The organism is Pseudoclavibacter sp. CFCC 13611 (genome assembly GCF_008831225.1).
In the GTDB taxonomy this organism is placed as follows: domain Bacteria; phylum Actinomycetota; class Actinomycetes; order Actinomycetales; family Microbacteriaceae; genus Pseudoclavibacter_A.
In genome coordinates, this window is sequence record NZ_WBKE01000001.1 from 387,299 (window position 1) to 410,081 (window position 22,783).

The following is a 22,783-nucleotide window of genomic DNA, read 5'->3' on the forward strand; positions in this document are numbered from 1 at the left end:
AAGTCCAGGTCGGCGCAAGAACAAAGCCTGGCTCGGTACAGGTACAGAAGTTCAGCCCGGCGCACGACGAGAGACGCAGATCGTATATCTGGGCCGCAGCACTTGTCAGTCACCTGGGTCTTATGCCTAAAGTTGGACCGGTCCAACACTGAGGTTGGGCTCGAATCGAGTACGACCGCATGAAGCTGAGCGGCCCCGGCCTCTGAAGAAACCGAGATGAACGAGTTTCAGACGAGACTGCTTTCGGACGAGGCCGCGAGCACCGGCGTCAGAAGAGCCGACAGCAAGGCCTTCAGCGGCCACAAGCTCGAAACGAACGGTGAAGCGAAGGAATCGTGACAATGGCGTCAGCAGACAACCCGCAGGGCGCGGCAGAACTCGCACACGCAGGGCAGCTGCTCATCGGCAGCCAGTGGCAGCCGGCGAGCGCTCAGAGCGCGGTCGAGGCCGTCACCAATCCCTACACCGGCCAGACCGTAGCCGAGATCACCGCCGCTGCAGCCGAAGACGTCGAAGAAGCCGTCCGCGCCGCAGAAGCCGGTGCCGCCCGTTGGCGTCGCACTCCAGCACACGAGCGCTCGGGCATCCTGTTTCGCGCTGCCGAGCTCGCCGATGAGCGCGTCGACCGCATTGCGGCGATCCTCTCGGCTGAGAACGGCAAGACGCTCGCCGAGGCCACCGCCGAGTGCTCGCGCAGCGGCGAGCTGATCCGCCTGGCCACCTTCGAAGGCACCCAGCTCTACGGCGAGACGCTGCCACTCGACGCGAATCCCGGCACCGGCCTCGAGAAGGTGGGATTTACCGTCCGCCAGCCCGTCGGCATCGTCGCCGCGATCACCCCCTTCAACTACCCGTCGCTGCTCGTGCTGCACAAGATCGCCCCGGCGCTCGCAGCGGGCAACGCTGTGATCCTCAAACCCGCCCGCACCACACCGCTCACCGCGCTCGCATTGGCCCAGTGCTTCGTCGACGCAGGGCTTCCCGAGGGCGTGCTCTCCGTGCTCACCGGTGCCGGCTCGCTGATCGGCGACCTGCTCGTGAGCGACCCGCGCATCCGAAAGATCTCATTCACCGGCTCGACCGGAGTGGGCGAGCGCATCACTCAGATCGCCGGTGTCAAGAAGCTCTCGCTCGAACTCGGAGCCTCGTCGCCGACCGTGGTGCTGCCGGATGCCGACCTCGAGCGTGCTGCCGAGGCAGTCGCAAAGGGCGGCTACGCGAACGCGGGCCAGGTCTGCATCTCGGTGCAGCGCGTGGTCGTGCACCGTGACGTGCACGCCGATTTCGTGGATGCCCTGGCCGCGAAGGTCTCGCAGCTGCGGGCCGGCGACCCGTCGAGCGCGTCGACAGACATCGGCACGCTGATCACCGAGGGCGAGGCCGAGCGCGTGCACGACAGCATTCGGGATGCGGTCTCACACGGCGCCCGACTGGTCACCGGCGGCGACCGTGACGGTGCGGTCGTGCAGCCGGCGATCGTGGACGGTGTGCGGCTCGAAGACCCGCTCTCGCAGCAGGAGCTCTTCGGCCCGGCAGTCGCGATCACCGAGGCCTCTGACCTCGACGACGCCCTCGCTGTGGCGAACGGCACCCCGTACGGCCTGGCAGCGGGCGTCTTCACCGGCAGCGTCTCGACGATCACGAAGGTCATTCGCGAGGTCGACGCGGGCTCGGTGCACATCAACTGGACGCCGCTGTGGCGCGCAGACCTGATGCCCTACGGCGGGCTCAAAGCCAGCGGCATCGGCAAAGAGGGGCCACGCGCCGCGGTCGCCGAGATGACCGAGGTCAAAACCATCGTGCTGCACGGCTGACCAGGCTGCGCAGCTGACCAGGCTGCACGGCAGACGCCCGCACACACCCCAACAGACCAGCGTCGCGCTTCGACACCGCTCGAAACGAGACGACTTCAGAAACACGAAACCCGCAGAGAGGAACCCGACATGGTTCACGGAGCATCCGGCAAGACGGTGCGGCTCACCGTCGCGCAGGCCATCGTTCGCTACATCACCGCGCAGCACAGCGTGGTCGACGGCGAGCGGCAGCGCTTCATCCCCGCGGCTCTGGGCATCTTCGGCCACGGCAATGTCGCCGGGCTGGGGCAGGCCTTCGCCGCCAACCTCGATCAGCTGCCCTTCATCCAGGGCCGCAACGAACAGTCACTCGGGCACATCGCCGTCGGCTACGCCAAAGCGGCCAAGCGGCGTCAGGCGCTCGCGGTCACCGCATCCATCGGTCCGGGAGCGACCAACACGCTCACCGCAGCGGGCCTCGCCACGGTCAACCGACTGCCGCTGCTGCTGCTGCTCGGCGACACCTACGCGACCCGTCGCCAGGGGCCGGTGCTGCAGCAGCTCGAGAATCCCGCGGCGCCCGACACCACGGTGAACGACGCCTTCCGCCCCGTTTCGCGCTTCTTCGACCGCATCAGCCGCCCCGAGCACCTGATGACGGCGCTGCCGCAGGCGTTCCGCGTGCTGGCGAACCCGGTCGAGACGGGTGCCGTCGTTCTCTCGCTGCCGCAGGACGTCCAGTCGCATGCACACGACTGGCCCGTCGAGATGTTCGAACCGCGTGACTGGAAGATCCGTCGTCCGCTGCCCGACCCCGCCGAGATCGGCGAGATCGCCGAGCTGATTCGTCGGGCCGAGCGCCCTCTGGTGATCGCCGGCGGCGGTGTGATCTACTCCGACGCCCAGCGCGAGATCACCGATCTCGGACGTTCGACCGACCTGCCGATCTCTGAGACCTTCGGCGGCAAGGGCGCCGTGCTCGAGCCGGGCCCCTTCCAGGTCGGCGGCATCGGACTCGAGGGCACCCCGGCGACGAATCACCTGGCGCAGCATGCCGACCTGATCGTGCACGTCGGCACCCGCCTGACCGACTTCGCCACCGCCTCGCAGTCGCTCTTCGCGGCTGACGCGCGTTTCGCCTCGGTGAACGTCAGCGAGTTCGACGCGATCAAAGAGGGCGCGGTCGCCGCGGTCGCTGACGCGCAGCTCGCGCTGCGGGCGCTGGCCGACGAGCTGGGCGACTACAGCATCCCTGCGGCGTGGCGTGAAGAGATCGCCCGTGAGCAGGATGCCTGGGCACCGAAGCGAGCAGCGGCTCTCGACCCCGATCGGGCGTTCGTTCGCGCCGATCACCCGGATGCGCCGGTCACGAACGCCGTGATCACGCAGGGGCAGCTGATCGGCGTGCTGCAAGAGCACGCACGCAGCGGCGACACCATCATCGCGGCGGCGGGCAGCCCTCCGGGAGACCTGCAGAAGGTGTGGGATGCGACCGACGGCCGCCATGCGCACCTCGAGTTCGGCTTCTCGTGCATGGGCTACGAGCTGCCTGCGGCGATCGGCGTGCGCCTGGCCGACCCGAACCCGGAGCACCGGGTGACCGCGTTCATCGGCGACGGCACCTTCCTGATGCAGCCCACCGAGATCGTCACGGCAGCCGCCGAGGGCATCGGGTTCACACTGGTGGTCTCTGAGAACCACGGCTTCCAGGTGATCCGTCGTCTGCAGATGGGCAAGACCGGCCGTCACTTCGCCAACGAGTTTCGCTATCGCGACGAGTCCGGAGCCTCGCTGCACCAGGCCGTCACAGAGGTCGGCGAGACCAAGCCGGGCCGACTCGAGGGCGACTACCTGAAGATCGACCTGATCGAGATCGCGCACGGCCTCGGTGCCGAGACGCACTATGTCGAGACCGCCGACGAGTTTCGTGCGGCGCTTGACAGCACCCGCGGAGCCACGCACCCGGTCGTGATCGTGGTGGCCACCGTGCCGCAGGTCGACCTGCCGGGTGCCGAGGTCTGGTGGGACGTCTCGCCCGCCGAGGTCAGCGGTGACAAAGTGGTCGAGGAACTCTACGACGAGTACCTCGAGGGCCGCGCAGATCAGAAGTGGCACGGATGAGCGCCGCTCGGGTATCACCCCTCACGGTGAACGCAGAGCTCAAGCAGCGCTTCGCACGCGGCGAGACGACCGTCGGGCTGTTCATCGGCCTGGGGTCGACGATGGCCGCCGAAGTGGTCGCCGCGTCGGGCGCAGACTGGCTGCTGGCCGACCTCGAGCACGGTGGCGGCGACGAGTCGCAGATCGGCGACATCGTGACCGCTGCGGCCGCCTACGGCGTGCCCACCCTGGTGCGGGTCGAGACACCGGAGCGCATCCGCGTCGGTCGCGTGCTCGACTCGGGGGCGGCGGGCGTGATGCTGCCGCGCATCACCTCTGCCGAGCAGGTCGCCGAGGCTCGTCGCGGCCAGCTCTACCCACCTGAGGGAATTCGCGGGGTGGCCTCGTACAACCGGGCCGCCCGCTGGGGGCAGGACCGCGAGGCGCTCGATCGCGCCAACGACGACACCATCACGGTGGTGCAGATCGAGACGCTCGCTGCGCTGGAGACGGTCGATGAGATCGCCGCGCAGCCCGGAGTCGACGTGCTCTTCGTCGGGCCGCTCGATCTCAGCTACGCACTCGGGGTGCCGCGTCAGTTCGACGCCCCGGTGTTTCAAGAGGCGCTCGACCGGGTGCTCGAGGCCGGTCGACAGCACGGCGTCTCGGTCGGCATCCTCGCTGCGAATCTCGAAGCTGCGCGGGCCTACCAGCGGCGCGGTTTCACCTTTCTGACCATCGGCTCTGACTCGACTCTGCTGGCCCAAGCGGTGCACGACACCGTGACCGGGCTGCGGGAGCAGAGCTGAACCGACCCCCGCACCCCCCCAGTTTTGACGAACACTGAGCACTCAGAGACGAGGAGCACACCAATGACCGACACACCAACGACGAACCCTCCGCGACAGATCGGCGTCGGCCTGATCTCGGTGGGATGGATGGGCAAGCTGCACAGCCGTGCCTACCGCAACCTGCCGCTGGTCTACCCGGAGCTCGGCATCTCGCCACGCCTGGTGCACGCCGCAGACACCGCCGCCGACCGCGCCGCCTACGCACACGACGTGCTGGGCTACGAGAAGTTCACCACCGACTATCACGACGTGCTCAACGATCCCGAGGTCGACGTGGTCTCGATCTGCGCGCCGAACTTCTTGCACGCCGAGATGGGCATCGCCGCGGCCAAGGCAGGCAAGCCGTTCTGGATCGAGAAGCCGGTCGGCCGCAACGTCGACGAGACCCGCAGCGTGGCCGAGGCCGCAGACGCCGCCGGCGTCGTGACCTCGGTCGGCTTCAACTACCGTCACGCACCGGTGGTCGAGCACATCCGCCAGCTGGTCGCCGACGGCACCCTCGGCCGCATCACCAACGTGCGCGGTCGCATGTTCGCCGACTACTCGGCCGAGCCCAACGGCGCGCTGTCGTGGCGGTTCATTCGCAGTCTCGCCGGCTCGGGCGTACTCGGCGACCTGATGGGGCACCTCATCGACCTGGTGCACTACACCGTCGGCCCCGTCGCCGAGGTCAGCGCCGTCACCAAGACGGTCTACACAGAGCGCCCGGAGCTGCCGATGGGCTCGGCCACGCATTTCGCCGTGATCGAAGGCGGCGTCATGAAGCCCGTCGAGAACGAGGACTACGCCGGCATGCTGATTCGCCTCGCCGGCGATGCGGCCGGTGCAGACGCGGTCGGCACACTCGAGGCCTCTCGCGTGGCCGTCGGTCCGCGCGCCAGCTACGGCCTTGAGATCTACGGCACCGAGGGATCGGTGCGCTGGGACTTCCAGCGCATGAACGAGCTCGAGGTCGCTCTGGGGCGTAGTGCCGCAGAGTTCGGCTACACCACCGTCTACGCCGGTGACGGCTATGGCGACTTCGGCCACTTTCAGCCCGGCGCGGGCACGGCCATGGGCTACGACGACCTCAAAGTGATCGAGGCGCGCAAGTTCCTCGAGGCCGTCACCGGAGCAGGCCAGGCCAACTCGAACATCCACGATGCGGTCGCGGCGAACTCGGTCGTCACAGCCGCCGAGCAGAGCGCCGCCGACGGCCGCTGGCAGCAGATTCCCGACGAGGCGGGCAGCACCACCGTCGCGGTTCGCGCGAACGCTCCAGAGCAGGTGCGACATGGCTGACATCAACGGTGGGCAGCCGGTCGTCGTGGGCCTCGGCCCGGTCGATCCGGCGCTGGTGACCGAATGGCTGGGCGACGACGTGCGCCTGGTGACCGATCCGAGCGCAGCCGATCTGGCCGAGGCGCAGGGTGCGATCGTGCGTGCGGCCTACGTGGTCGACCGTGCGGCGCTGGATGCGATGCCGGCGCTCAAGGTCATCGCGCGCACCGGCGTCGGCGTCGATCGGGTGGATGTCGCGGCGGCCACCGAGCGTGGCATCCCGGTCGCGATCACCCCGGGCAGCAACGCCCGCGCAGTGGCCGAGGGAGCGATCACGCTTGCCGCCGCACTCGTCAAGCGTGTGCCGCAGGAGCACCGCCTGGTGAGCACAGGACAGTGGGGCACCGCACCCATTCCGACTCCCGGCGATCTGCTCGGCAGCCGCCTCGGCGTGGTCGGCTACGGTCGTATCGGCCGCATCGTCGCACAGCTCGGTCAGGCGCTCGGCTTTGAGGTGAGCGTGCACGACCCGTACATTCAGGCCGACGACCTGCCCAACCGGTCGCTCGCCGAGCTGGTCGCCGAGAGCGACGTGCTCACGCTGCATGTGCCCGAGACCGATCGGCCGCTGCTCGACCGCGATCTGCTGTGGAGCGCGAAGCCCGGGCAGGTGCTGATCAACTGCTCACGTGCCGGGCTGGTCGACATCGATCTGCTTGACGAGGCTCTCGAAGCCGGTGTGCTCGGCGGCGTCGGGCTCGACGTCTTCGCCAGCGAACCGGCACCGCATCATCCAGTCTTCGACCGCGACAACGTGCTGGTCAGCCCGCACGTCACCGGCCTCTCGGTCGCGGCCAGCGAAGCGACCTTCCGCATGGCTGCGCAGGCCGTCGCCGCCGTGATCGCGGGCGGTCGCCCGGAATTCGCGGTGAACGCCGCAGAACTGGTGGATGCCAGCCGGTGAACGCATGAACGTGAGACACGGCATCTGAACCACCGCACGGAACCGAGAGACATCACAGAACCGAGAAACACCAGAAACTCCGCAGTACCAATCGAATATCGAATCGCAACAGAAACCGAATCACAACGAAGTGAGGACAACATGAACACCACGACAACGACGCCGGGCAGTTCCGGCGCGACTGCAACCGCACCTCGTCGGCGACGCAGTGGCATCCGCAGGATGCTCGCGCTGCTGATCGCCGTGATCGCCGGTGTGTCCCTAGCGGCGTGTTCCGGCCCGGCAGGGGCCAAGAGCGCGAACGTCGACACACCCCGTCTGAAGATCGCCATGGTGACGTCAGCCGCTCCCGGCGATACCTTCTGGGACATCGTCCGCAAGGGCGGCGACACCGCCGCAGCGAAAGACAACGTCGAACTGCTCTACTCGTCAGACCCTGACGGCAGCCGACAGGCCCAGCTGGTGCAGCAGGCCGTCGACCAGAAAGTTGACGGCATCGTCGTGGCACTGTCGAAGCCAGACGCTGTGGGCGGCGCAGTGAAAGAGGCTGTGGCCGCAGGCATCCCCGTGGTGTCGATCAACGCGGGCGAGAACCAGTTCGCAGATCTGGGCATCTCGGCTCACTTCGGGCAGAACGAGACTCTCGCTGGTGAGTCGGCGGGCAAGCAGCTCAACGAGGTCGGCGCCAAGAAGGTGCTCTGCATCGTGCACGAGCAGGGGCAGATCGCTCTCGAACAGCGCTGTGAGGGCGTGAAGTCGACGTTCACCGGGCAGGTCGAACAGATCTACGTGAACATCGCCGACATGGCCAGCTCTGCGTCGACCATCACCTCGAAGCTGCAGACCACGACCGACATCGACTACGTGATGGCCCTGGCCGCTCCGATCGCCATGAGCACACTGGACTCCGTGCAGAGCGCAGGCAGCAGTGCCAAAGTCGCGACCTTCGACATGAGCGCCGACGCCATCACCGCGCTGCAGGACGGCCGACTCGCCTTCATCGTCGATCAGCAGCCGTACCTGCAGGGGTACTTGAGCGTTGAGAACATCTGGCTGCAGAAGACCAATGGCAACACGATCGGCGGCGGCAAACCGGTCTACACCGGCCCGAACATCCTGACGAAGGACGATGCCGACGCAGTCGCAGAGTTCGCCAAGAACGGCACACGCTAGTCTGCCCGATTCATTCTGAAGCTGAGGAGCACATCATGACCACCTCGACCACTGCGGTGGGGCCGGCGAAGACCGGCCCCACCCCGGGCAAAGACGAACGTGTCGCCCGATCAAGCGTGTTCGTACGCATTTTCTCGAAGCCTGAGTTCGGGGCCGGATCGGCAGCCGTCGTACTGTTCATCCTGTTCGCCTCGGTCTCTCAGACGTTCACGCAGCCGTCGTCGATCGCCACGGTGCTCTACGGCGCCTCGACGGTCGGCATCATGGCCGTCGGAGTCTCGCTGCTGATGATCGGCGGCGAGGTCGACCTGTCGGCCGGCGTCGGCGTGATCAGCAGTGCGCTCAGCGCCTCGCTGTTCACCTACTGGTTCGGCACGAATGTCTGGCTGGGCGTCGTCTTCGGCCTCGTCTTCTCACTGGCGGTGGGTGCCCTGAACGGGTGGCTGCTGACCAAGACGAAGCTGGCCAGCTTCATCATCACGCTGGCCACGTTCTTCATGCTGACCGGTCTGAACCTCGGTGTCACCAGGCTCATCACCGGCGGAGTCGCCACTCCGTCGGTGCAGGGCCTGCCGGGGTTCGACTCGGCCGAGGCGGTCTTCGCCTCTGACATTCCGGTCTTCGGCGTGAACGTGAAGATCACGGTCTTCTACTGGATTCTGCTGGTCGTCGTCGCCACGTGGCTGCTGAAGCGCACCAAGGGCGGCAACTGGATCTTCTCGAGCGGTGGCGCACCTGATGCCTCTCGTGCGGTCGGCGTTCCGGTCGCTCGCACGAAGATCATGCTCTACATGGGCGTCGGCTTCTGCGCCTGGCTGCTGGGCATGCACCAGCTGTTCGCGTTCAAGACCGTGCAGTCGGGTGAGGGCATCGGCAACGAGTTTCTCTACATCATTGCGGCCGTCGTCGGCGGCTGCCTGATGACCGGTGGTGCGGGCAGCGCCATCGGCGGCGCCATCGGCGCACTGATCTACGGCATGGCGCTCAAAGGCGTCGTGTATGCCGAATGGAATCCAGACTGGCTGAAGTTCTTCCTCGGCGCCATGCTGCTCGGCGCCACCGTGCTGAACCTCATGCTGCAGCGTCGCGCTGCGAAAGGCGGAGGAAAGAAATGAACACGACCGCAACCACCACGGCCTCGACCACGGCGACCACCGCGTCCGCGACAGGCACGCGCGCTCAGGCGGGCGGGCACACGCCGCTCGTGAAGCTCGAAGACGTCGGCAAACGCTATGGCAACATCATCGCGCTGCAGGGCATCGACCTCGAAGTCGGCGCAGGCGAGGTGACCTGCGTGCTGGGCGACAACGGCGCAGGCAAATCGACGCTGATCAAGATCATCGCCGGGCTGCACAAGCACGACGACGGCGTCTTCTCGGTCGAAGGTGACCCGGTGCACTTGGCGTCACCGCGCCAAGCGCTCGACCTCGGCATCGCCACGGTCTACCAGGATCTGGCCGTCGCGCCGCTCATGCCGGTGTGGCGCAACTTCTTTCTCGGGTCGGAGGTCACGAAGGGGTGGGGGCCGTTCCGCCGCCTCGACGTCGAGCACATGAAGCGCACGACGAAGCAGGAGCTGCTCGACATGGGCATCGACCTGCGCGACGTCGACCAGCCGATCGGCACGCTTTCGGGTGGCGAGCGTCAGTGCGTCGCGATCGCCCGCGCCGTGCACTTCGGTGCGAAGGTGCTCATTCTCGACGAGCCGACGGCCGCCCTGGGCGTCAAGCAGTCGGGTGTGGTGCTGCGCTACATCATCCAGGCGCGCGAGCGCGGGCTTGGCGTGGTCTTCATCACGCACAACCCGCACCACGCCTACCCGGTCGGCGACCGGTTCCTGCTGCTCAAGCGCGGCCGCAGCATCGGCTACTACCGCAAGAACGAGGTCACCCTCGACGAGCTGACCAGCATGATGGCCGGCGGCGCCGAGCTCGAAGAGCTGGTGCACGAGCTGGCGCAGACCGACACCGACACCGGTGTGCTGCGCACGATTCGCGACGACATTGAAGAGGACTCGACGGTCGACGTGCCGCATCTCACCGTGACCCGCCCGACGACGATCATCGACGAGTCGCAGACCGCTGCGGCCGACCACGGCCACGGCGCAGAAGGCGGTCGTCATGGGTGAGGCCCGTGCCATCGAGCAGGGCCGACCGCTCGGCCTGGCCGTGCTCGGGGCCGGCCGCATCGGTCAGGTGCACGCCGCAGCGGCGGCGGCCCTGCCCGACATCGAGCTGCGGTGGGTGCAGGATGCCGTGCCCGCCGCGGCCGAGCGGGTCGCTGCGGCGAACGGCGCCCGTGCCGCGGGCACTCTCGAAGAGGTGCTGGCCGACGACGGCGTCGACGCGGTCGTGGTCGGCACGCCGACGCCGACGCACCTGGAGTTCATCGAGCGTGTGGTCGAGACCGGTCGCCGTGTGCTCTGCGAGAAGCCGCTGCATCTCGATTTGGCCTCGGTGGATGCCGCTGCGCGCCGCCTGGGGCCGGCTGCGGCCCGTGTGATGGTCGGGTTCAACCGGCGCTTCGACCCCGACTTCGCCGAGCTTCGGCGCCGCATGGGGGGTGCCGAAGCAGGAGAGATCGGTCGCATCGAACAGGTCGTGATCACCAGTCGCGACCCTGCGCCGCCGCCGCAGGAGTACTTGGCGGTTTCGGGAGGCATCTTTCGCGACATGACGATCCATGACTTCGACATGGCCCGGAACCTGGTGGGTGAGATCGTCTCGGTCAGTGCATCGGGAGGTGCGCTCTTCGACGACGGCGCTCGTGCGGTCGGTGATCTGGACACGGCGATGACCACACTGACCTCGGCCAGCGGCGTGCAGGTGCTGATCGTGAACTCGAGACACAGCGCCTCGGGCTACGACCAGCGCATCGAGGTCTTCGGCCAAGACGGCACGCTTCGGGTCGAGAACCACCGCACCTCACGGGTGCGCCTCGACACTGCAGCGGGCACCGACCAGGGCTCGGCGTGGGAGGAGTTCTTTCTGACTCGGTATGAGTCCGCCTACCGTGCCGAGCTGCAGAGCTTCGTCACCGCAGCACGCGAGGGGCTGCCGTTCTCGCCCGGCTTCGACGACGGACGCCAGGCGCTCGCGCTCGCAGTCGCCGCTCAGCGCAGCCTGGAAGAGGGCCGCGTGGTCACCGTCAACGAAGTGGACCCCGCCGCTGAGGTCGATGCCCCCTCTGAACTTGATGCTGCCGGGCCCATCCCACTCACCAGAGAGGCACACGTATGAAGAATCTGCTGCAGGACAGAGTCGTCCTCGTCACCGGCGGCACACAGGGCATCGGCGGCGCGACCGCCGTGGCTGCCGCTCGCGAAGGAGCGCGCGGGGTCGCCATCGTGGGCCGTCACGCTGAGAAGGCCAAACCAGTGCTGGACGAGATCGAACGGCATGGCGCGGAGGCGCTGATGATTTCGGCAGATCTGCTGCAGCCGGGCGAAGCCGAGCGCTCGGTGGCCGAGACCATCGAACGCTGGGGCCGGATCGACAGTCTGGTGAACGCAGCCGGGCTCACCACCCGCGGCACGATCACCGACACCACACACGAGCTGCTGCAGCAGCATCTGCAGCTCAACCTCGCCTCGCCGTTCTTCGCGATGGCCCGCACCATCGACGACCTGCGTCGACGTGGCGAACCAGGCACGATCGTGAACGTGATCTCGATCTCGAGCCACGCGGGGCAGCCCTATCTCGCGCCCTACGTGGCTTCGAAGGGCGGTCTGGCTGCGGCGACGAAGAACGCTGCGTTCGCGCATCGGTTCGACCGCATTCGCATCAACGGGCTGAACATCGGCTGGGCGCAGACTCCGGGCGAAGACGCCATTCAGCGCGCCTTTCACGGTGGTGAGGAGGGCTGGCAGAAGAGTGCCGCAGCCGCGCAGCCGATGGGCCGTCTCGGCCAGCCGGACGAGATCGCAGATGCGATCGTGTTTCTGCTGAGCGAACGCAGCGGGGTCGTGACCGGGTCGGTCATCGACTGGGATCAGAACGTCATCGGAGGCTACGAATGAGCGATCAGCAACTACGAATCGGCGTGATCGGAACCGGGGTCATGGGCGCCGATCACGTGAAGACCATCACCGAATCAGTGTCGGGGGCACGCATCGCCGCGGTCGCCGACATCGACCTCGACCGCGCCAGTGCGGTGGCCGAACCCATCGGAGCCGTTGCGAGCGGCGACGCACTCGACCTCATCGCAGGCGGAACTCTTGACGGGGTCATCATCGCATCCGCCGATCGCACCCATGCAGAGCTCACGCTCGCGGCCATCGCCGCTGGGCTGCCGGTGCTCTGCGAGAAGCCGCTGGCGCCGACCGTCGCCGAATGCGAGGCGATCGTCGCTGCCGAGCAGGCGGCCGGACGACCCCTCGTGCAGGTGGGGTTCATGCGACGGTTCGATCCGTCATACACCGACCTGCGTCGGCGCATCGCCGCTGGCGAGATCGGGGCGGCCCTGCTCGCGCACGCCGTGCACCGCAACGTGTCGATGCCTGCGGGATGGGACGCCACCGCAACCATCGTGAACTCGCTGGTGCACGAACTCGACGTGATGCCCTGGCTGCTCGACTCACCGGTTGTCGAGGTGCTCTGGCTCGCGGCGCGGGAATCGACGAGAGTGCACTACGCAGACCCGCAGGTGACCCTGCTGCGTCTGCGCAACGGCGCACTGGTCACCGTCGAGGTGACGGCCAACGCCGTCTACGGCTACGAGGTGCGCTGCGAAGCGGTCGGCGAACTCGGCACCCTCGAACTCACCACGCCGGTCACCGCAGTGCAGCGTCGAGGCGGCGGGGTGCGGCATGACCTCGCCGCAGACTGGCGCCCCCGTTTCGCCGAGGCCTACCGCATCGAACTGCAGCACTGGGCGAACGCGATTCGCGACGCTCCGGAGCACCCCGTCGCCGGCCCCGGCAGCTCTGACGGGCTCGTCGCGGCTCGGCTCACCGAAGCGGTGCTGCGCTCGCGCGAAACCGGCGGCTGGCAGGCCGTCCCCACTACAGCCACCACAGCATCCCCCGAATCAGGAGACCCAGAATGACGACCATCACCGACCGCATCGCCGCAGCCCCGATCTCATGGGGAGTATGCGAAGTGCCCGACTGGGGCTACCAGCTTAACCCCGATCAAGTGCTCGGCGACATGCGTCGTCTGGGCGTCGCAGCGACTGAGTTCGGCCCCGAGGGCTTTCTGCCGCAGGCTCCCGCAGAGCGGGCTCAGGTGTTGAGCGGCTGCGGGCTGAAGGCCGTCGGCGGGTTCTTCCCGCTGGTGCTGCACAAAGCCGACCACGACCCGCTGCCCGAGATCGAGGCCGAGCTCGACGCCTACGTCGCCGCCGGCGCCACCACCGTCATCTACAGTGCGGTGAGCGGCGAAGACGGCTATGACGAGCGCGTGCAGCTCGACGACGATCAGTGGGACGTCTTCTTCGCGAACCTCGACCGCGCTCGTGAGGCCGCCGAGTCGCGCGGCATCACGGCGACGCTGCATCCGCACGTCGGCACGCTGATCGAGAACCGCGACGACGTCGAGCGTGTGCTCGAACGGTCGACGATCGGGCTCACTCTCGACACCGGGCACCTGTTCATCGGCGGCACCGACCCGCTGCAGCTGGCTCGTGAGCATGGTGACCGCATTCGCCACACGCATCTCAAAGACGTCGACAACGCGATGGCGCAGCGCGTGCGCGATGGCGATCTGACCTACTATGAGGCCGTCGTGCAGGGCATGTACCGGCCGCTCGGGCAGGGCGATGCACGCATCGGCGACATCGTGCACGTGCTCGAAGACCAGGGCTATCAGGGGTGGTACACGATGGAGCAGGACACTGTGCTGCCAGACGTCGAAGCCGTTCACGCAGCGGTCGCCGACGTCGCCGAGAGCATCGAGTTCCTGCGCAGCCTGGATCGACCATGAGTGCGAAGCCGCTGCGCATAGGGTCGATCGGCGCGGCTCGGATCACGGTCACCGCTGTGAGCGATCCGGCCCAAGAGACCGGGGATGCGCTGGTCGCCGTCGCCGCCCGCGACCCGGAGCGTGCGCGGGCGTACGCAGACACGCACGGGTGGCAGGATGTGGCTGCGACCTATGACGAGCTGCTCGCTCGGCCCGACGTCGATCTCGTCTACATCGGCCTGCCGAACGCTTTGCACGCGCAATGGGCCGTTCGCGCGCTCAAAGCGGGCAAGAGCGTGCTGCTCGAGAAGCCGTTCGCCGCGAATCTCGACGAGTTCGATCAGGTGGCCGAGGTGCTCAGAGACTCCTCCGGATGGCTCTGGGAGGCATGGCACTATCGGTTCCATCCGCTCTTCGGCGACCTGCTGGCGCAGGTCGGCGCAGGTCGTCTTGGGCGAGTCACCGGACTCGACGTGCATATGCACATGCCCGAGCCTGCCGAAGACGACCCACGCTGGAGCTTCGATCTCGCAGGCGGCGCACTCATGGACGTCGGATGCTACGCGCTGCACGCCTCGCAGCGGCTGGCCGAGGCGCTCGGGCAGGGCCTCGACAGCGACGGGCTCGCACATGGACGGGTGCGGCGTGCGAGCGCCGACGTCTGGAGACTCGACCCCAGGGTCGATCAGCGGGTGACGGCAGAGCTCTCATTCGGCGAGCTGCCCGTGCACATCGAGGCCAGCATGGCCGACGACGTGCTCAACGCGGGCGGCGGCGAGCATGGCGACGGATTCGACTTCAGCATCACGGTGCACGGCGAGCGCGGCACCGCGCGCGTGCCCCGCTTTCTGATGCCCGAGGTCGACGACCGAGTCATCATCACCGATGATGCCGGCGAGCACATCACGCACGCGGGCACGAGACACACCTACGCGTTCCAGCTCGATACGGTGCGTGTCGAGCACGCGGCGAATCGGCGTGACGGCGACGAGCTCGCCCGCTCGCGCGAGGTGATGCGTCTGATCGACGAGGTGTACCGCGCCACCGGCCTGCCGCTGCGTGCGGGCGCCCTCGACACGGCATCCGCATGAGTTTTCAGCGCCACCCTGACACGAACATCGCACGTCTTCGCCTGGCTCGTTCATCGCGGGCCGACACACAACGATCGAAAGAGAAAGGCATCCACCGATGAATGCACAGACCGAGACCCACACCGACCTGCCCACCGTGCCGCACTGGTACGACGGCCACGCAGTCGAGCAGCCCGGCGCGCGCACGTCTCCTGTCTACGACCCCGCGCTGGGCGTCGCGACGAAGCAGGTGCCGCTCGCCACGCAGACCGAGATCGACGCTGCGGTGGCTTCGGCGCAGACGGCGTTCCCCGCCTGGAGCCAGCTGTCGCTCGCGCGTCGGCAGGCCGTGCTCTTTCGCTTTCGCGAGCTGCTGAACGAGCGCAAGGGCGAACTGGCCGAGATCATCACCAGCGAGCACGGCAAGGTGATCGACGACGCCCTCGGCGAGATCAGCCGCGGGCAGGAGGTGGTGGAGTTCGCCACGGGCCTCGCGCACCACCTGAAGGGCGAGTTCTCTGACCAGGTGTCGTCCGGCATCGACGTGTACTCGATTCGCGAGCCGCTCGGCGTGGTCGGCATCATCAGCCCGTTCAACTTTCCCGCGATGGTGCCGTCGTGGTTCTTCCCGATCGCGATCGCGGCTGGCAACACGGTCGTGGTGAAGCCGAGCGAGAAAGATCCCTCGGCGTCGATCTGGATGGCCGAGCTGTGGAAGGAGGCCGGCCTGCCCGACGGTGTGTTCAACGTGCTGCACGGCGACAAGGTGTCGGTCGACGGCCTGCTCACGCACCCTGACGTGAAGGCGATCTCATTCGTCGGCTCGACGCCGATCGCGCAGTACGTCTACGAGACCGGCACGGCGCACGGCAAGCGTGTGCAGGCGCTCGGCGGGGCCAAGAACCACATGCTGGTGCTGCCCGACGCCGACCTCGACCTGGTCGCGGATGCTGCCATCAACGCCGGGTTCGGCTCGGCCGGCGAGCGCTGCATGGCGATCTCGGTGCTGGTCGCCGTTGACCCGGTCGGTGACGACGTGGTGAGCCGCATCAAAGAGCGCATTGCGAAGCTGCGCATCGGCGACGGCAGACGCGGCTGCGACATGGGGCCGCTGGTGACCAAAGCACACCGCGACAAGGTGGCGTCGTACATCGACATCGCGGCGGGCGACGGCGCGGTCGTCGAGGTGGACGGTCGCGACGTGAATCCTGACGGCGATGCGAACGGGTTCTGGCTCGGGCCGACGCTGCTCGACAAGGTGCCGACCTCCTCGCGCGCCTACACCGAAGAGATCTTCGGGCCGGTGCTGGCGATCGTGCGGGTGTCATCGTTCGAAGAGGGCATCGAGCTGATCAACTCGGGAGCCTTCGGCAACGGCACGGCGGTGTTCACCAACGACGGAGGTGCGGCGCGGCGCTTCCAGCGCGAGGTGCAGGTCGGCATGATCGGCATCAACGTGCCGATTCCGGTGCCGGTGGCGACCTTCTCGTTCGGCGGGTGGAAGCAGTCGCTCTTCGGCGATACCAAGGCGCATGGCGCCGAGGGCGTGCGGTTCTACACGCAGACTAAGGCCGTGACGTCGCGGTGGCTTGACCCGAGCCACGGCGGGATCAACCTGGGGTTCCCGCAGAACGACTGAGAGCGGGCCGGGGGCGCCTGTGCACGGTTCCGCTCAGGTGTACACGGTTCCGCTCAGATGTGCACGGTTCCGCTCAGATGTGCACGGTTCTACTGAGATGTACGCGGTTCCGCCGGTGCCGATCACGGTTCTGCCTGTGCCGATCACGTTGACTGCGAGGGCTTCCTGTTCTGCCCACATGTGCACGGTTGCGCACAGGCGTACACGGTTCTACTGAGATGTACGAGGTTCCGCTCAGATGTCCGGGGTTCTGCTCAGATCGAGGTGATCTCGGCGGAACCGTACACATTCAGCGGAACCGTGCGCTGCAGCAACCATGCGCTGCTGCAACCGTGCCCTGTGCTGTGCTGTGCTGTGCTGTGCTGTGCTGAATATGGAGGATGCTGTCCGCGCGCCGATCGCCGAGCGCACCGGCCGTGACCCTACCCTGAGCGAAGAAACGGGAGTATCTTTGGCCGTGGGCCGCACGACCTCGTGACTGGCCGGTGCGTGTTCACCGGTTTCAGACTCAATGAGGAGACACATGTCAGGCCACGACATCCTGCTGCTGTGCACCGCGCTCGGCGGCGTGCTGATGCTGATCGCGCTCATCACCAGCAAACTGCGAATGCACCCGTTCCTTGCCCTGCTGGTCACTTCAGTCGCCGTTGGACTCGTCGCCGGGCTCAGCACCGGTGACCTGATCGACGCGATCGAAGATGGCGCAGGCAACACCTTCGGCAACGTGGGGCTCGTAGTTGCTCTAGGCGCGATGCTCGGTCGCCTGCTCTCTGACTCGGGCGCCACCGACCGCATCGCGCAGATCGTGATCGGAGAACACACCGGCCGCGCAGCTCCGTGGCTCGTGGCGATCGCAGCGTTCGTCATCGGCATCCCGATGTTCTTCGAAGTCGGACTGGTCATGCTGCTGCCGCTGCTGTTCTCGATCGCGCTGCGCATCGAGCGCGCCGGGCGGCTCAAAGGCTCGGGGTTCGCCTGGGTGGCCATCCCGGCCATCGCATCCCTGTCTGCGCTGCACGGAATGGTTCCGCCGCATCCCGGCCCGCTGACCGCGATCTCGACCATCGGCGCAGATCTCGGGCTCACCATGATCTACGGGCTCATCGCCGCTGTGCCCGCTGTGATTCTCGCCGGTCCGGTCTACGCGCGGTTCGTCGCTCCTCGGCTGCACATCCGCCCGGATGCCGCCCTCGTCGAGCAGTTCACCGGCACCGCCCAGACCTCCGCAGCCCAGACCGTCGAAGCGCATGTCGGTGGGTCAGCCAGCGCGTCGAAACGTGCGACTGGTGACGCGGCCGGTGGCGTGGCGAACGTCACCAAAGATCATGAGGATGCGCCGGTCGCGCAACCCGAGCAGCATCCGGTCTCGTTCGTGGTCGCGATCGTAGCGACGCTCATCCCTGTGGTGCTCATGCTGTTTCGCACGCTCACTGCGACGCTGCTGAGCAACGACTCTGTGACCGGCAAGGTCGCCGGCTTCGTCGGCAACCCGGTGGTCGCAATGCTGATCGGGGTGCTCGTCGCACTGGTGATGCTCGGCTACGGTCGAGGCACAAAGCCAGAGCAGCTGCGCAAGTGGCTCGGTTCGTCGCTGAAGCCGATCGCAGGCATCCTGCTGATCATCGCCGGCGGCGGAGCCTTCAACAAGGTGCTCATCGCCTCAGGAGTGGGCGACGCGATCATGCATATGGCGTCGAACTGGGCGCTGTCGGCGGTCGTATTGGGGTGGGTGATTGCCGCGCTGCTCTCGGTGTCGACTGGTTCGGCGACCGTGGGAATCGTCGGTGCCTCCGGTCTGGTGGCACCGCTCGCCGCGGCTGACCCGACCGTCAACCTGGCGCTGCTCGTGGTTGCCATCGGCTCGGGCTCGATCTTCTTCAACTATGCGAACCACGCTGGCTTCTGGCTGGTGAAAGAGTCGTTCGGCATGACCATGGGCGAGACGTTCAAGACGATCACCGTGGTGCAGACGATCGTGGGACTGATCGGCCTGGTCGTGACCTTCGCGCTCAGCCTGATCGTGGGGCTGCCGGGATAGCGGGGATGCTGCGCTGAGGATGGCGGGGCGTCGTCGTGGGTGGCGCGCACACGGTTCCGCTCAGATGTACACAGTTCCGTCGAGATCACCCTGATCAGAGCGGAACGGTGCGCATTCGGGCGGAACGGTGCACATTCGGGTAGAACCGTACGCATTTGTGCAAAACCGTGCGCACGGGGTAAAACCATGCACAGCAGGGGCGATCGACGGCACCGAGCCGGAGGGGAATCAGCAGCTCGGTGCCATCGACCTTTCAGCCCAGAATCGATAGGGGGGATTCGATCCGCCGCTGGAAGGCGGCGCTCAGCTGGGCTGCAACCGCGCCGTCGATGGCGCGGTGGTCTATTGAGAACGTGCACTCGATGACGGTGCCGATCTCGATCTGATCGTCGACGATCAGGGGCTTGCGGTACGCGGCGCCGACAGCGATGATCGCCGACTGCGGGGGGTTCAGAATCGCACTGAACCGCTTGGTGCCGTACATGCCGAGGTTCGACACGGCGAGCGTGCCGCCGACCAGATCAGCGGGTGAGGTGCGGCCGGCTCGCGCCTGCTCCGCGAACCCGCGCACCTGCTCGTGCACGGCTCCGACGCTCAGCTGGTCGACACCGCGAACGACCGGAGTCACCAGGCCGCCGTCGATCGCCACCGCAACTGCGACATCCACCCGATCGAAGGTGAGCAGCCGGTCGCCGTCCCACAGCACGTGTGCCTCTGGAACGTCGCGCAGCGCGAGCGCCGCCGCCTTGACGATCAAGTCGTTGACCGAGACGCGTCGCGCACGGTCGTCACCTGCGATCGTCTCGTTGAGTTCGGCGCGCAGCGCGAGCAGCCGGTCGACCCGACATTCCACATCGATGTAGAAGTGGGGCACCTGCGTCTTGCTCTCGGTGAGGCGACGGGCGATGGCGCGGCGCATCCCGGTGAGGGGAATGGCCGTGGCGCCGTCCGGCACCTCTCCGGCTGACGGAGATGTGCGCTGCACCGGGTTCGTGACTACCGGTGGTGCAGGCACAGCGTGGGGATGCTGGGTCGCGCCCGCGGCATCGCCTGCGGACGTCTCGGGATGCGTCGGAGCGGCAGCTGCATGAGCGCGATCGATGTCGCGACGCACGATGCGTCCGCCTGGGCCGGTCGGCTCGACGCGGTTCAGGTCGATGCCGCGCTCGCGGGCCAGTCTGCGAGCCAACGGGCTCGCGAATCGGCGCGAGCCGTTCGTGTGCGCATCGGCCTCGTGGGCCCGGTCGCTCGGCGCTGCCGCCGCAGGCTCGCGAACCGCTGGGGCCTGAGCGCTCGACGGTGTCTCGGAGAGGTCTGCGTCTGCGGCACCGTCAGCATCAGCATCAGCATCAGCATCAGCATCAGCATCAGCATCAGCATCAGCAGGTGCAGGTGCAGGTGCATCGGCCTGTGCCTCTGCATCTGCGCCGTCTGCCTCATCAGCGCCACCGCCCACTGCATCAACATCTTCGCCGGGCAGGGCGAGCAGCAGCATGGGGGTGCCCACGGTCACCGTCTCACCGGGCTCGACCAGGAGCCGTGCGACCGTGCCGGCCTCTTCTGCCTCGTACTCGACGACGGCCTTCTCGGTCTCGATCTCGGCGAGCGGCTGCCCGACCTCGACGGTGTCTCCGACCTGCTTGAACCACTCGTTGATCGACGCCTCGGCTGCTCCGGCGAGCACCTCGGGCATGTTCACGGTCGTCGGCATCATCGACCTCCGAACTGCGCGCGCACCTGTTCGAGGCCGGCGACGACTTCTTCGTGTCCGGCGATCGCCGCGCGCTCGAGCACCTTGGAGATGCTCGGGCTCGCCTCGCTGCCGGTCACGCGCTGCACCGGCTGATCGAGCCAGTCGAACAGACGGCGCTGAATCTCGTCGGCCAGCCAGCCGCCGTACGAGGTGCCCTGAGCGCCCTGCTCGACGATGAGCACGGCACCGGTCTTCTTCACGCTGGCCTCGATGGTCTGCCAGTCGATGCTCGCTCGGTCGAGCCAGCGCAGGTCGATGACCTCGCCGTCGATCCCGGTCTCGTCGACTGCGTCGAGGCAGTGCTGCACCATGGAGAGGTACGACAGCACGGTGACCTCTGAGCCTTCGCGGCGCACTGCGGCCTTGCCGAAGGGCAGCTGGTAGTCCCAGTCGTCGACCAGCACCTCGCCCTTCTGCGCATAGAGGTCGACGTGCTCGATCACGACGACCGGGTCGTCGATCGCGAGGGCTGCGTTCATCAGCCCCACGTAGTCCGCAGGCGTCGATGCGGCGATCACGCGCCAGCCGGGTGCGGTGGCGAAGATGCCTGCCGGATCCATCAGATGCTGTGAGCCGTACCCCGACCCCATCGCGATCTTGGTGCGCAGCACGAGCGGCACTGCGCTGTGCCCGCCGAACATGTGGCGCGCCTTGCCGATCTGGTTGAACACCTGGTCGGCCGCCACCCACAGAAAGTCCGGGTACATGAACTCGACGACCGGTCGAAAGCGCCCGTCGAGGGCGACGCCGCCGGCGAGGCCTGCGAATGCGTTCTCTGAGATCGGAGTGCCGAGCACACGGCCGTCGAAGCGCTTCGTGAGCCCTTTGGTCGCGCCGTTGGTGCCGCCGTTGAGCCGATGCACGTCTTCGCCGAGCACGATGATGCGGTCATCGGTCTCCATGCGCCGCTCCATGACCTTGGCCACTGCGTCGACGAACTTCATCGTCTTGGTCTCCGGCTGCGCTGCGTCGGCCGGGCTGGTCGCTGCGGTGTCGGCATCTGCATTGGTGCGGATGCCCGTCGCGGGAACGCCGAGCGCCACCGGATCGAGCGTGCGTGCGTCGGCGATCTCGCTGAGGTCTCCGCGCACGCCGACGTCGACGAAGCCGGGCTCGGGCCAGAGCTCCGGACGAATTCGAAGCGCTCCCGTCTGCGACTCGGGATCGGCCTCGGTGAGAGCTGAGACGGCCGCACGCATCGCATCCTGCGCCTGTGCGCGCACCTGATCAACCTGCTCACGAGTGAAGACGTCGCGCTTGATCGCTTCGAGAGCGACCTTCTCAAGCGGGTCGCGCTCGCGCCATTCGGCCTCTTCGGCTTTGGTGCGGTAGCCGAACGCGCTGCCGGGGTAGGGGCCGTTCTGATGGAAGAACCGATAGACGAGCGCTTCGATGACGACCGGCCCTTTGCCCGCGCGCATGTGGTCGAGGGCGGCTTCGGTCGCGAGGTGCACGGCGAGCGGATCCATGCCGTCGACGCGCCATGAGGGAATGCCGAAGCCCGGGCCACGTCCGCTGAGTCGCGACTCGCCGGTGACCTCGTCGACGTTGGTCGACACGGCGTAGCCGTTGTTCTCGATGAAGAACGCGAGGGGGATGTCCCAGGCGGCGGTGAGGTTCATCGACTCGAGGACCGAGCCGATGTTCGTGGCTCCATCGCCGAAGTAGGTGAACGTCACATCGTCGGTGCCTGCATGTCGCTGCGCCCAGGCGTTGCCCGCGCCCAGCGGCACCCCGCCGCCGACGATCGCATTGGTGCCGAGCGCCCCGGCCTCGTGCCACTGCAGGTGCATGGAGCCTCCGCGGCCTTTGCAGTACCCCTGCGCCAGACCGAGGATCTCGGCGAGCGTGCGCTGCAGTACGTCCTGCGTCGTGTCGTCGACGATGGCGCCGAGGTCGTACGCGCCGCGATGCACGTGACGCAGAGCCTTGGCGAGAAACTGGTGGTGGCCGCGGTGCGAGCCGTTGATGCCGTCACTCGAGCGCAGGCCGGTGATCGAACCGACGGCACCGCCCTCCTGGCCGATGCTGGAGTGTGCGGGGCCGTGGACGAGGCCCTGACTGGCGAGGTCGAGCACGCTCTCTTCGAACGCGCGGATGAGATGCATCTGTGCGAGCATGTCGCGCAGCAGCTGTGGGTCGGCTTCGTCCCAGTCTTTCGCGGTCGCGCGCAGCTCGACCCATGGCACGGCGGGTCTGAGATTGACAGTCTTGGGCATCGTCACTTTCTCCTTTGACAGTG

17 protein-coding genes are annotated in these 22,783 nt (G+C 67.3%); 15 read left to right on the forward strand and 2 right to left on the reverse strand.

All coding sequences use genetic code 11. The annotated features are described in order from the left end of the window. Window positions 1–341: 341 nt before the first annotated feature. The 15 genes from F8O08_RS01720 (at window position 342) to F8O08_RS01790 (ending at window position 18,788) form a co-directional block, all read left to right on the forward strand. Window positions 342–1,814: an aldehyde dehydrogenase family protein gene (locus tag F8O08_RS01720; protein ID WP_158042372.1), complete on the forward strand. Its 1,473-nt coding sequence runs from the start codon at window positions 342–344 to the stop codon at window positions 1,812–1,814. Between the two features lie 129 nt (window positions 1,815–1,943). Continuing rightward, window positions 1,944–3,914: a 3D-(3,5/4)-trihydroxycyclohexane-1,2-dione acylhydrolase (decyclizing) gene (gene iolD, locus F8O08_RS01725; protein WP_158042373.1), complete on the forward strand. Its 1,971-nt coding sequence runs from the start codon at window positions 1,944–1,946 to the stop codon at window positions 3,912–3,914. 26 nt (window positions 3,915–3,940) lie between these two features. Then, the gene (locus tag F8O08_RS01730; RefSeq protein WP_225733154.1) at window positions 3,941–4,702 is read left to right on the forward strand and encodes an HpcH/HpaI aldolase family protein; all 762 of its coding nucleotides are present in this window, start codon (window positions 3,941–3,943) and stop codon (window positions 4,700–4,702) included. A gap of 63 nt (window positions 4,703–4,765) precedes the next feature. Further along, the gene (locus F8O08_RS01735; RefSeq protein WP_158038429.1) at window positions 4,766–6,025 is read left to right on the forward strand and encodes a Gfo/Idh/MocA family protein; all 1,260 of its coding nucleotides are present in this window, start codon (window positions 4,766–4,768) and stop codon (window positions 6,023–6,025) included. Beyond that, window positions 6,018–6,968, forward strand: coding sequence for an NAD(P)-dependent oxidoreductase (locus F8O08_RS01740; protein ID WP_158042374.1), 951 nt, complete (start codon window positions 6,018–6,020; stop codon window positions 6,966–6,968). The genes F8O08_RS01735 and F8O08_RS01740 overlap by 8 nt, the downstream gene beginning before the upstream one ends. A gap of 141 nt (window positions 6,969–7,109) precedes the next feature. Further along, window positions 7,110–8,141: a substrate-binding domain-containing protein gene (locus F8O08_RS01745; protein WP_158042375.1), complete on the forward strand. Its 1,032-nt coding sequence runs from the start codon at window positions 7,110–7,112 to the stop codon at window positions 8,139–8,141. Between the two features lie 35 nt (window positions 8,142–8,176). After that, window positions 8,177–9,256, forward strand: coding sequence for an ABC transporter permease (locus F8O08_RS01750; protein WP_158030780.1), 1,080 nt, complete (start codon window positions 8,177–8,179; stop codon window positions 9,254–9,256). Continuing rightward, complete coding sequence (locus F8O08_RS01755) at window positions 9,253–10,269, forward strand: ATP-binding cassette domain-containing protein (RefSeq protein ID WP_158042376.1); 1,017 nt, start codon at window positions 9,253–9,255, stop codon at window positions 10,267–10,269. The genes F8O08_RS01750 and F8O08_RS01755 overlap by 4 nt, the downstream gene beginning before the upstream one ends. Continuing rightward, on the forward strand, window positions 10,262–11,380 hold the full coding sequence (locus tag F8O08_RS01760; RefSeq protein WP_158042377.1) for a Gfo/Idh/MocA family oxidoreductase: 1,119 nt from the start codon (window positions 10,262–10,264) through the stop codon (window positions 11,378–11,380). Before F8O08_RS01755 ends, F8O08_RS01760 begins: the two co-directional genes overlap by 8 nt. Continuing rightward, window positions 11,377–12,159, forward strand: coding sequence for an SDR family oxidoreductase (locus F8O08_RS01765; RefSeq protein ID WP_158042378.1), 783 nt, complete (start codon window positions 11,377–11,379; stop codon window positions 12,157–12,159). The genes F8O08_RS01760 and F8O08_RS01765 overlap by 4 nt, the downstream gene beginning before the upstream one ends. Beyond that, on the forward strand, window positions 12,156–13,187 hold the full coding sequence (locus tag F8O08_RS01770) for a Gfo/Idh/MocA family oxidoreductase (protein WP_158042379.1): 1,032 nt from the start codon (window positions 12,156–12,158) through the stop codon (window positions 13,185–13,187). The genes F8O08_RS01765 and F8O08_RS01770 overlap by 4 nt, the downstream gene beginning before the upstream one ends. Beyond that, complete coding sequence (locus tag F8O08_RS01775; RefSeq protein ID WP_158042380.1) at window positions 13,184–14,062, forward strand: sugar phosphate isomerase/epimerase family protein; 879 nt, start codon at window positions 13,184–13,186, stop codon at window positions 14,060–14,062. The genes F8O08_RS01770 and F8O08_RS01775 overlap by 4 nt, the downstream gene beginning before the upstream one ends. Further along, a complete protein-coding gene (locus F8O08_RS01780; protein ID WP_158042381.1) occupies window positions 14,059–15,132 on the forward strand; it encodes a Gfo/Idh/MocA family protein in 1,074 nt (357 codons plus the stop codon). The genes F8O08_RS01775 and F8O08_RS01780 overlap by 4 nt, the downstream gene beginning before the upstream one ends. Window positions 15,133–15,229: 97 nt before the next feature. After that, window positions 15,230–16,750, forward strand: a complete 1,521-nt coding sequence (locus F8O08_RS01785) for a CoA-acylating methylmalonate-semialdehyde dehydrogenase (RefSeq protein ID WP_158042382.1) — start codon at window positions 15,230–15,232, stop codon at window positions 16,748–16,750. A 523-nt stretch (window positions 16,751–17,273) separates the two neighbouring features. After that, window positions 17,274–18,788, forward strand: a complete 1,515-nt coding sequence (locus tag F8O08_RS01790) for a GntP family permease (RefSeq protein WP_158042383.1) — start codon at window positions 17,274–17,276, stop codon at window positions 18,786–18,788. A gap of 253 nt (window positions 18,789–19,041) precedes the next feature. Here F8O08_RS01790 and F8O08_RS01795 read toward each other — a convergent pair whose 3' ends face one another. Together F8O08_RS01795 and F8O08_RS01800 are read right to left on the reverse strand one after the other, a co-directional pair. After that, entirely contained in the window at window positions 19,042–20,502 is a 1,461-nt protein-coding gene (locus tag F8O08_RS01795; RefSeq protein WP_225733529.1) for a dihydrolipoamide acetyltransferase family protein, read from the reverse strand. Then, window positions 20,499–22,760: a thiamine pyrophosphate-dependent enzyme gene (locus tag F8O08_RS01800; RefSeq protein ID WP_158042384.1), complete on the reverse strand. Its 2,262-nt coding sequence runs from the start codon at window positions 22,758–22,760 to the stop codon at window positions 20,499–20,501. Before F8O08_RS01800 ends, F8O08_RS01795 begins: the two co-directional genes overlap by 4 nt. Window positions 22,761–22,783 lie beyond the last annotated feature (23 nt).

Bases quoted from the DNA above. Each gene is read 5' to 3' on its own strand.
- F8O08_RS01780 (WP_158042381.1), top strand. From the start codon at position 14,059: ATGAGTGCGAAGCCGCTGCGCATAGGGTCGATCGGCGCGGCTCGGATC.
- F8O08_RS01755 (WP_158042376.1), top strand. From the start codon at position 9,253: ATGAACACGACCGCAACCACCACGGCCTCGACCACGGCGACCACCGCG.
- F8O08_RS01795 (WP_225733529.1), bottom strand. From the start codon at position 20,502: ATGATGCCGACGACCGTGAACATGCCCGAGGTGCTCGCCGGAGCAGCC.
- iolD (WP_158042373.1), top strand. From the start codon at position 1,944: ATGGTTCACGGAGCATCCGGCAAGACGGTGCGGCTCACCGTCGCGCAG.
- F8O08_RS01770 (WP_158042379.1), top strand. From the start codon at position 12,156: ATGAGCGATCAGCAACTACGAATCGGCGTGATCGGAACCGGGGTCATG.
- F8O08_RS01740 (WP_158042374.1), top strand. From the start codon at position 6,018: ATGGCTGACATCAACGGTGGGCAGCCGGTCGTCGTGGGCCTCGGCCCG.
- F8O08_RS01745 (WP_158042375.1), top strand. From the start codon at position 7,110: ATGAACACCACGACAACGACGCCGGGCAGTTCCGGCGCGACTGCAACC.
- F8O08_RS01750 (WP_158030780.1), top strand. From the start codon at position 8,177: ATGACCACCTCGACCACTGCGGTGGGGCCGGCGAAGACCGGCCCCACC.
- F8O08_RS01765 (WP_158042378.1), top strand. From the start codon at position 11,377: ATGAAGAATCTGCTGCAGGACAGAGTCGTCCTCGTCACCGGCGGCACA.
- F8O08_RS01760 (WP_158042377.1), top strand. From the start codon at position 10,262: ATGGGTGAGGCCCGTGCCATCGAGCAGGGCCGACCGCTCGGCCTGGCC.
- F8O08_RS01720 (WP_158042372.1), top strand. From the start codon at position 342: ATGGCGTCAGCAGACAACCCGCAGGGCGCGGCAGAACTCGCACACGCA.
- F8O08_RS01785 (WP_158042382.1), top strand. From the start codon at position 15,230: ATGAATGCACAGACCGAGACCCACACCGACCTGCCCACCGTGCCGCAC.
- F8O08_RS01800 (WP_158042384.1), bottom strand. From the start codon at position 22,760: ATGCCCAAGACTGTCAATCTCAGACCCGCCGTGCCATGGGTCGAGCTG.
- F8O08_RS01775 (WP_158042380.1), top strand. From the start codon at position 13,184: ATGACGACCATCACCGACCGCATCGCCGCAGCCCCGATCTCATGGGGA.
- F8O08_RS01735 (WP_158038429.1), top strand. From the start codon at position 4,766: ATGACCGACACACCAACGACGAACCCTCCGCGACAGATCGGCGTCGGC.
- F8O08_RS01790 (WP_158042383.1), top strand. From the start codon at position 17,274: ATGTCAGGCCACGACATCCTGCTGCTGTGCACCGCGCTCGGCGGCGTG.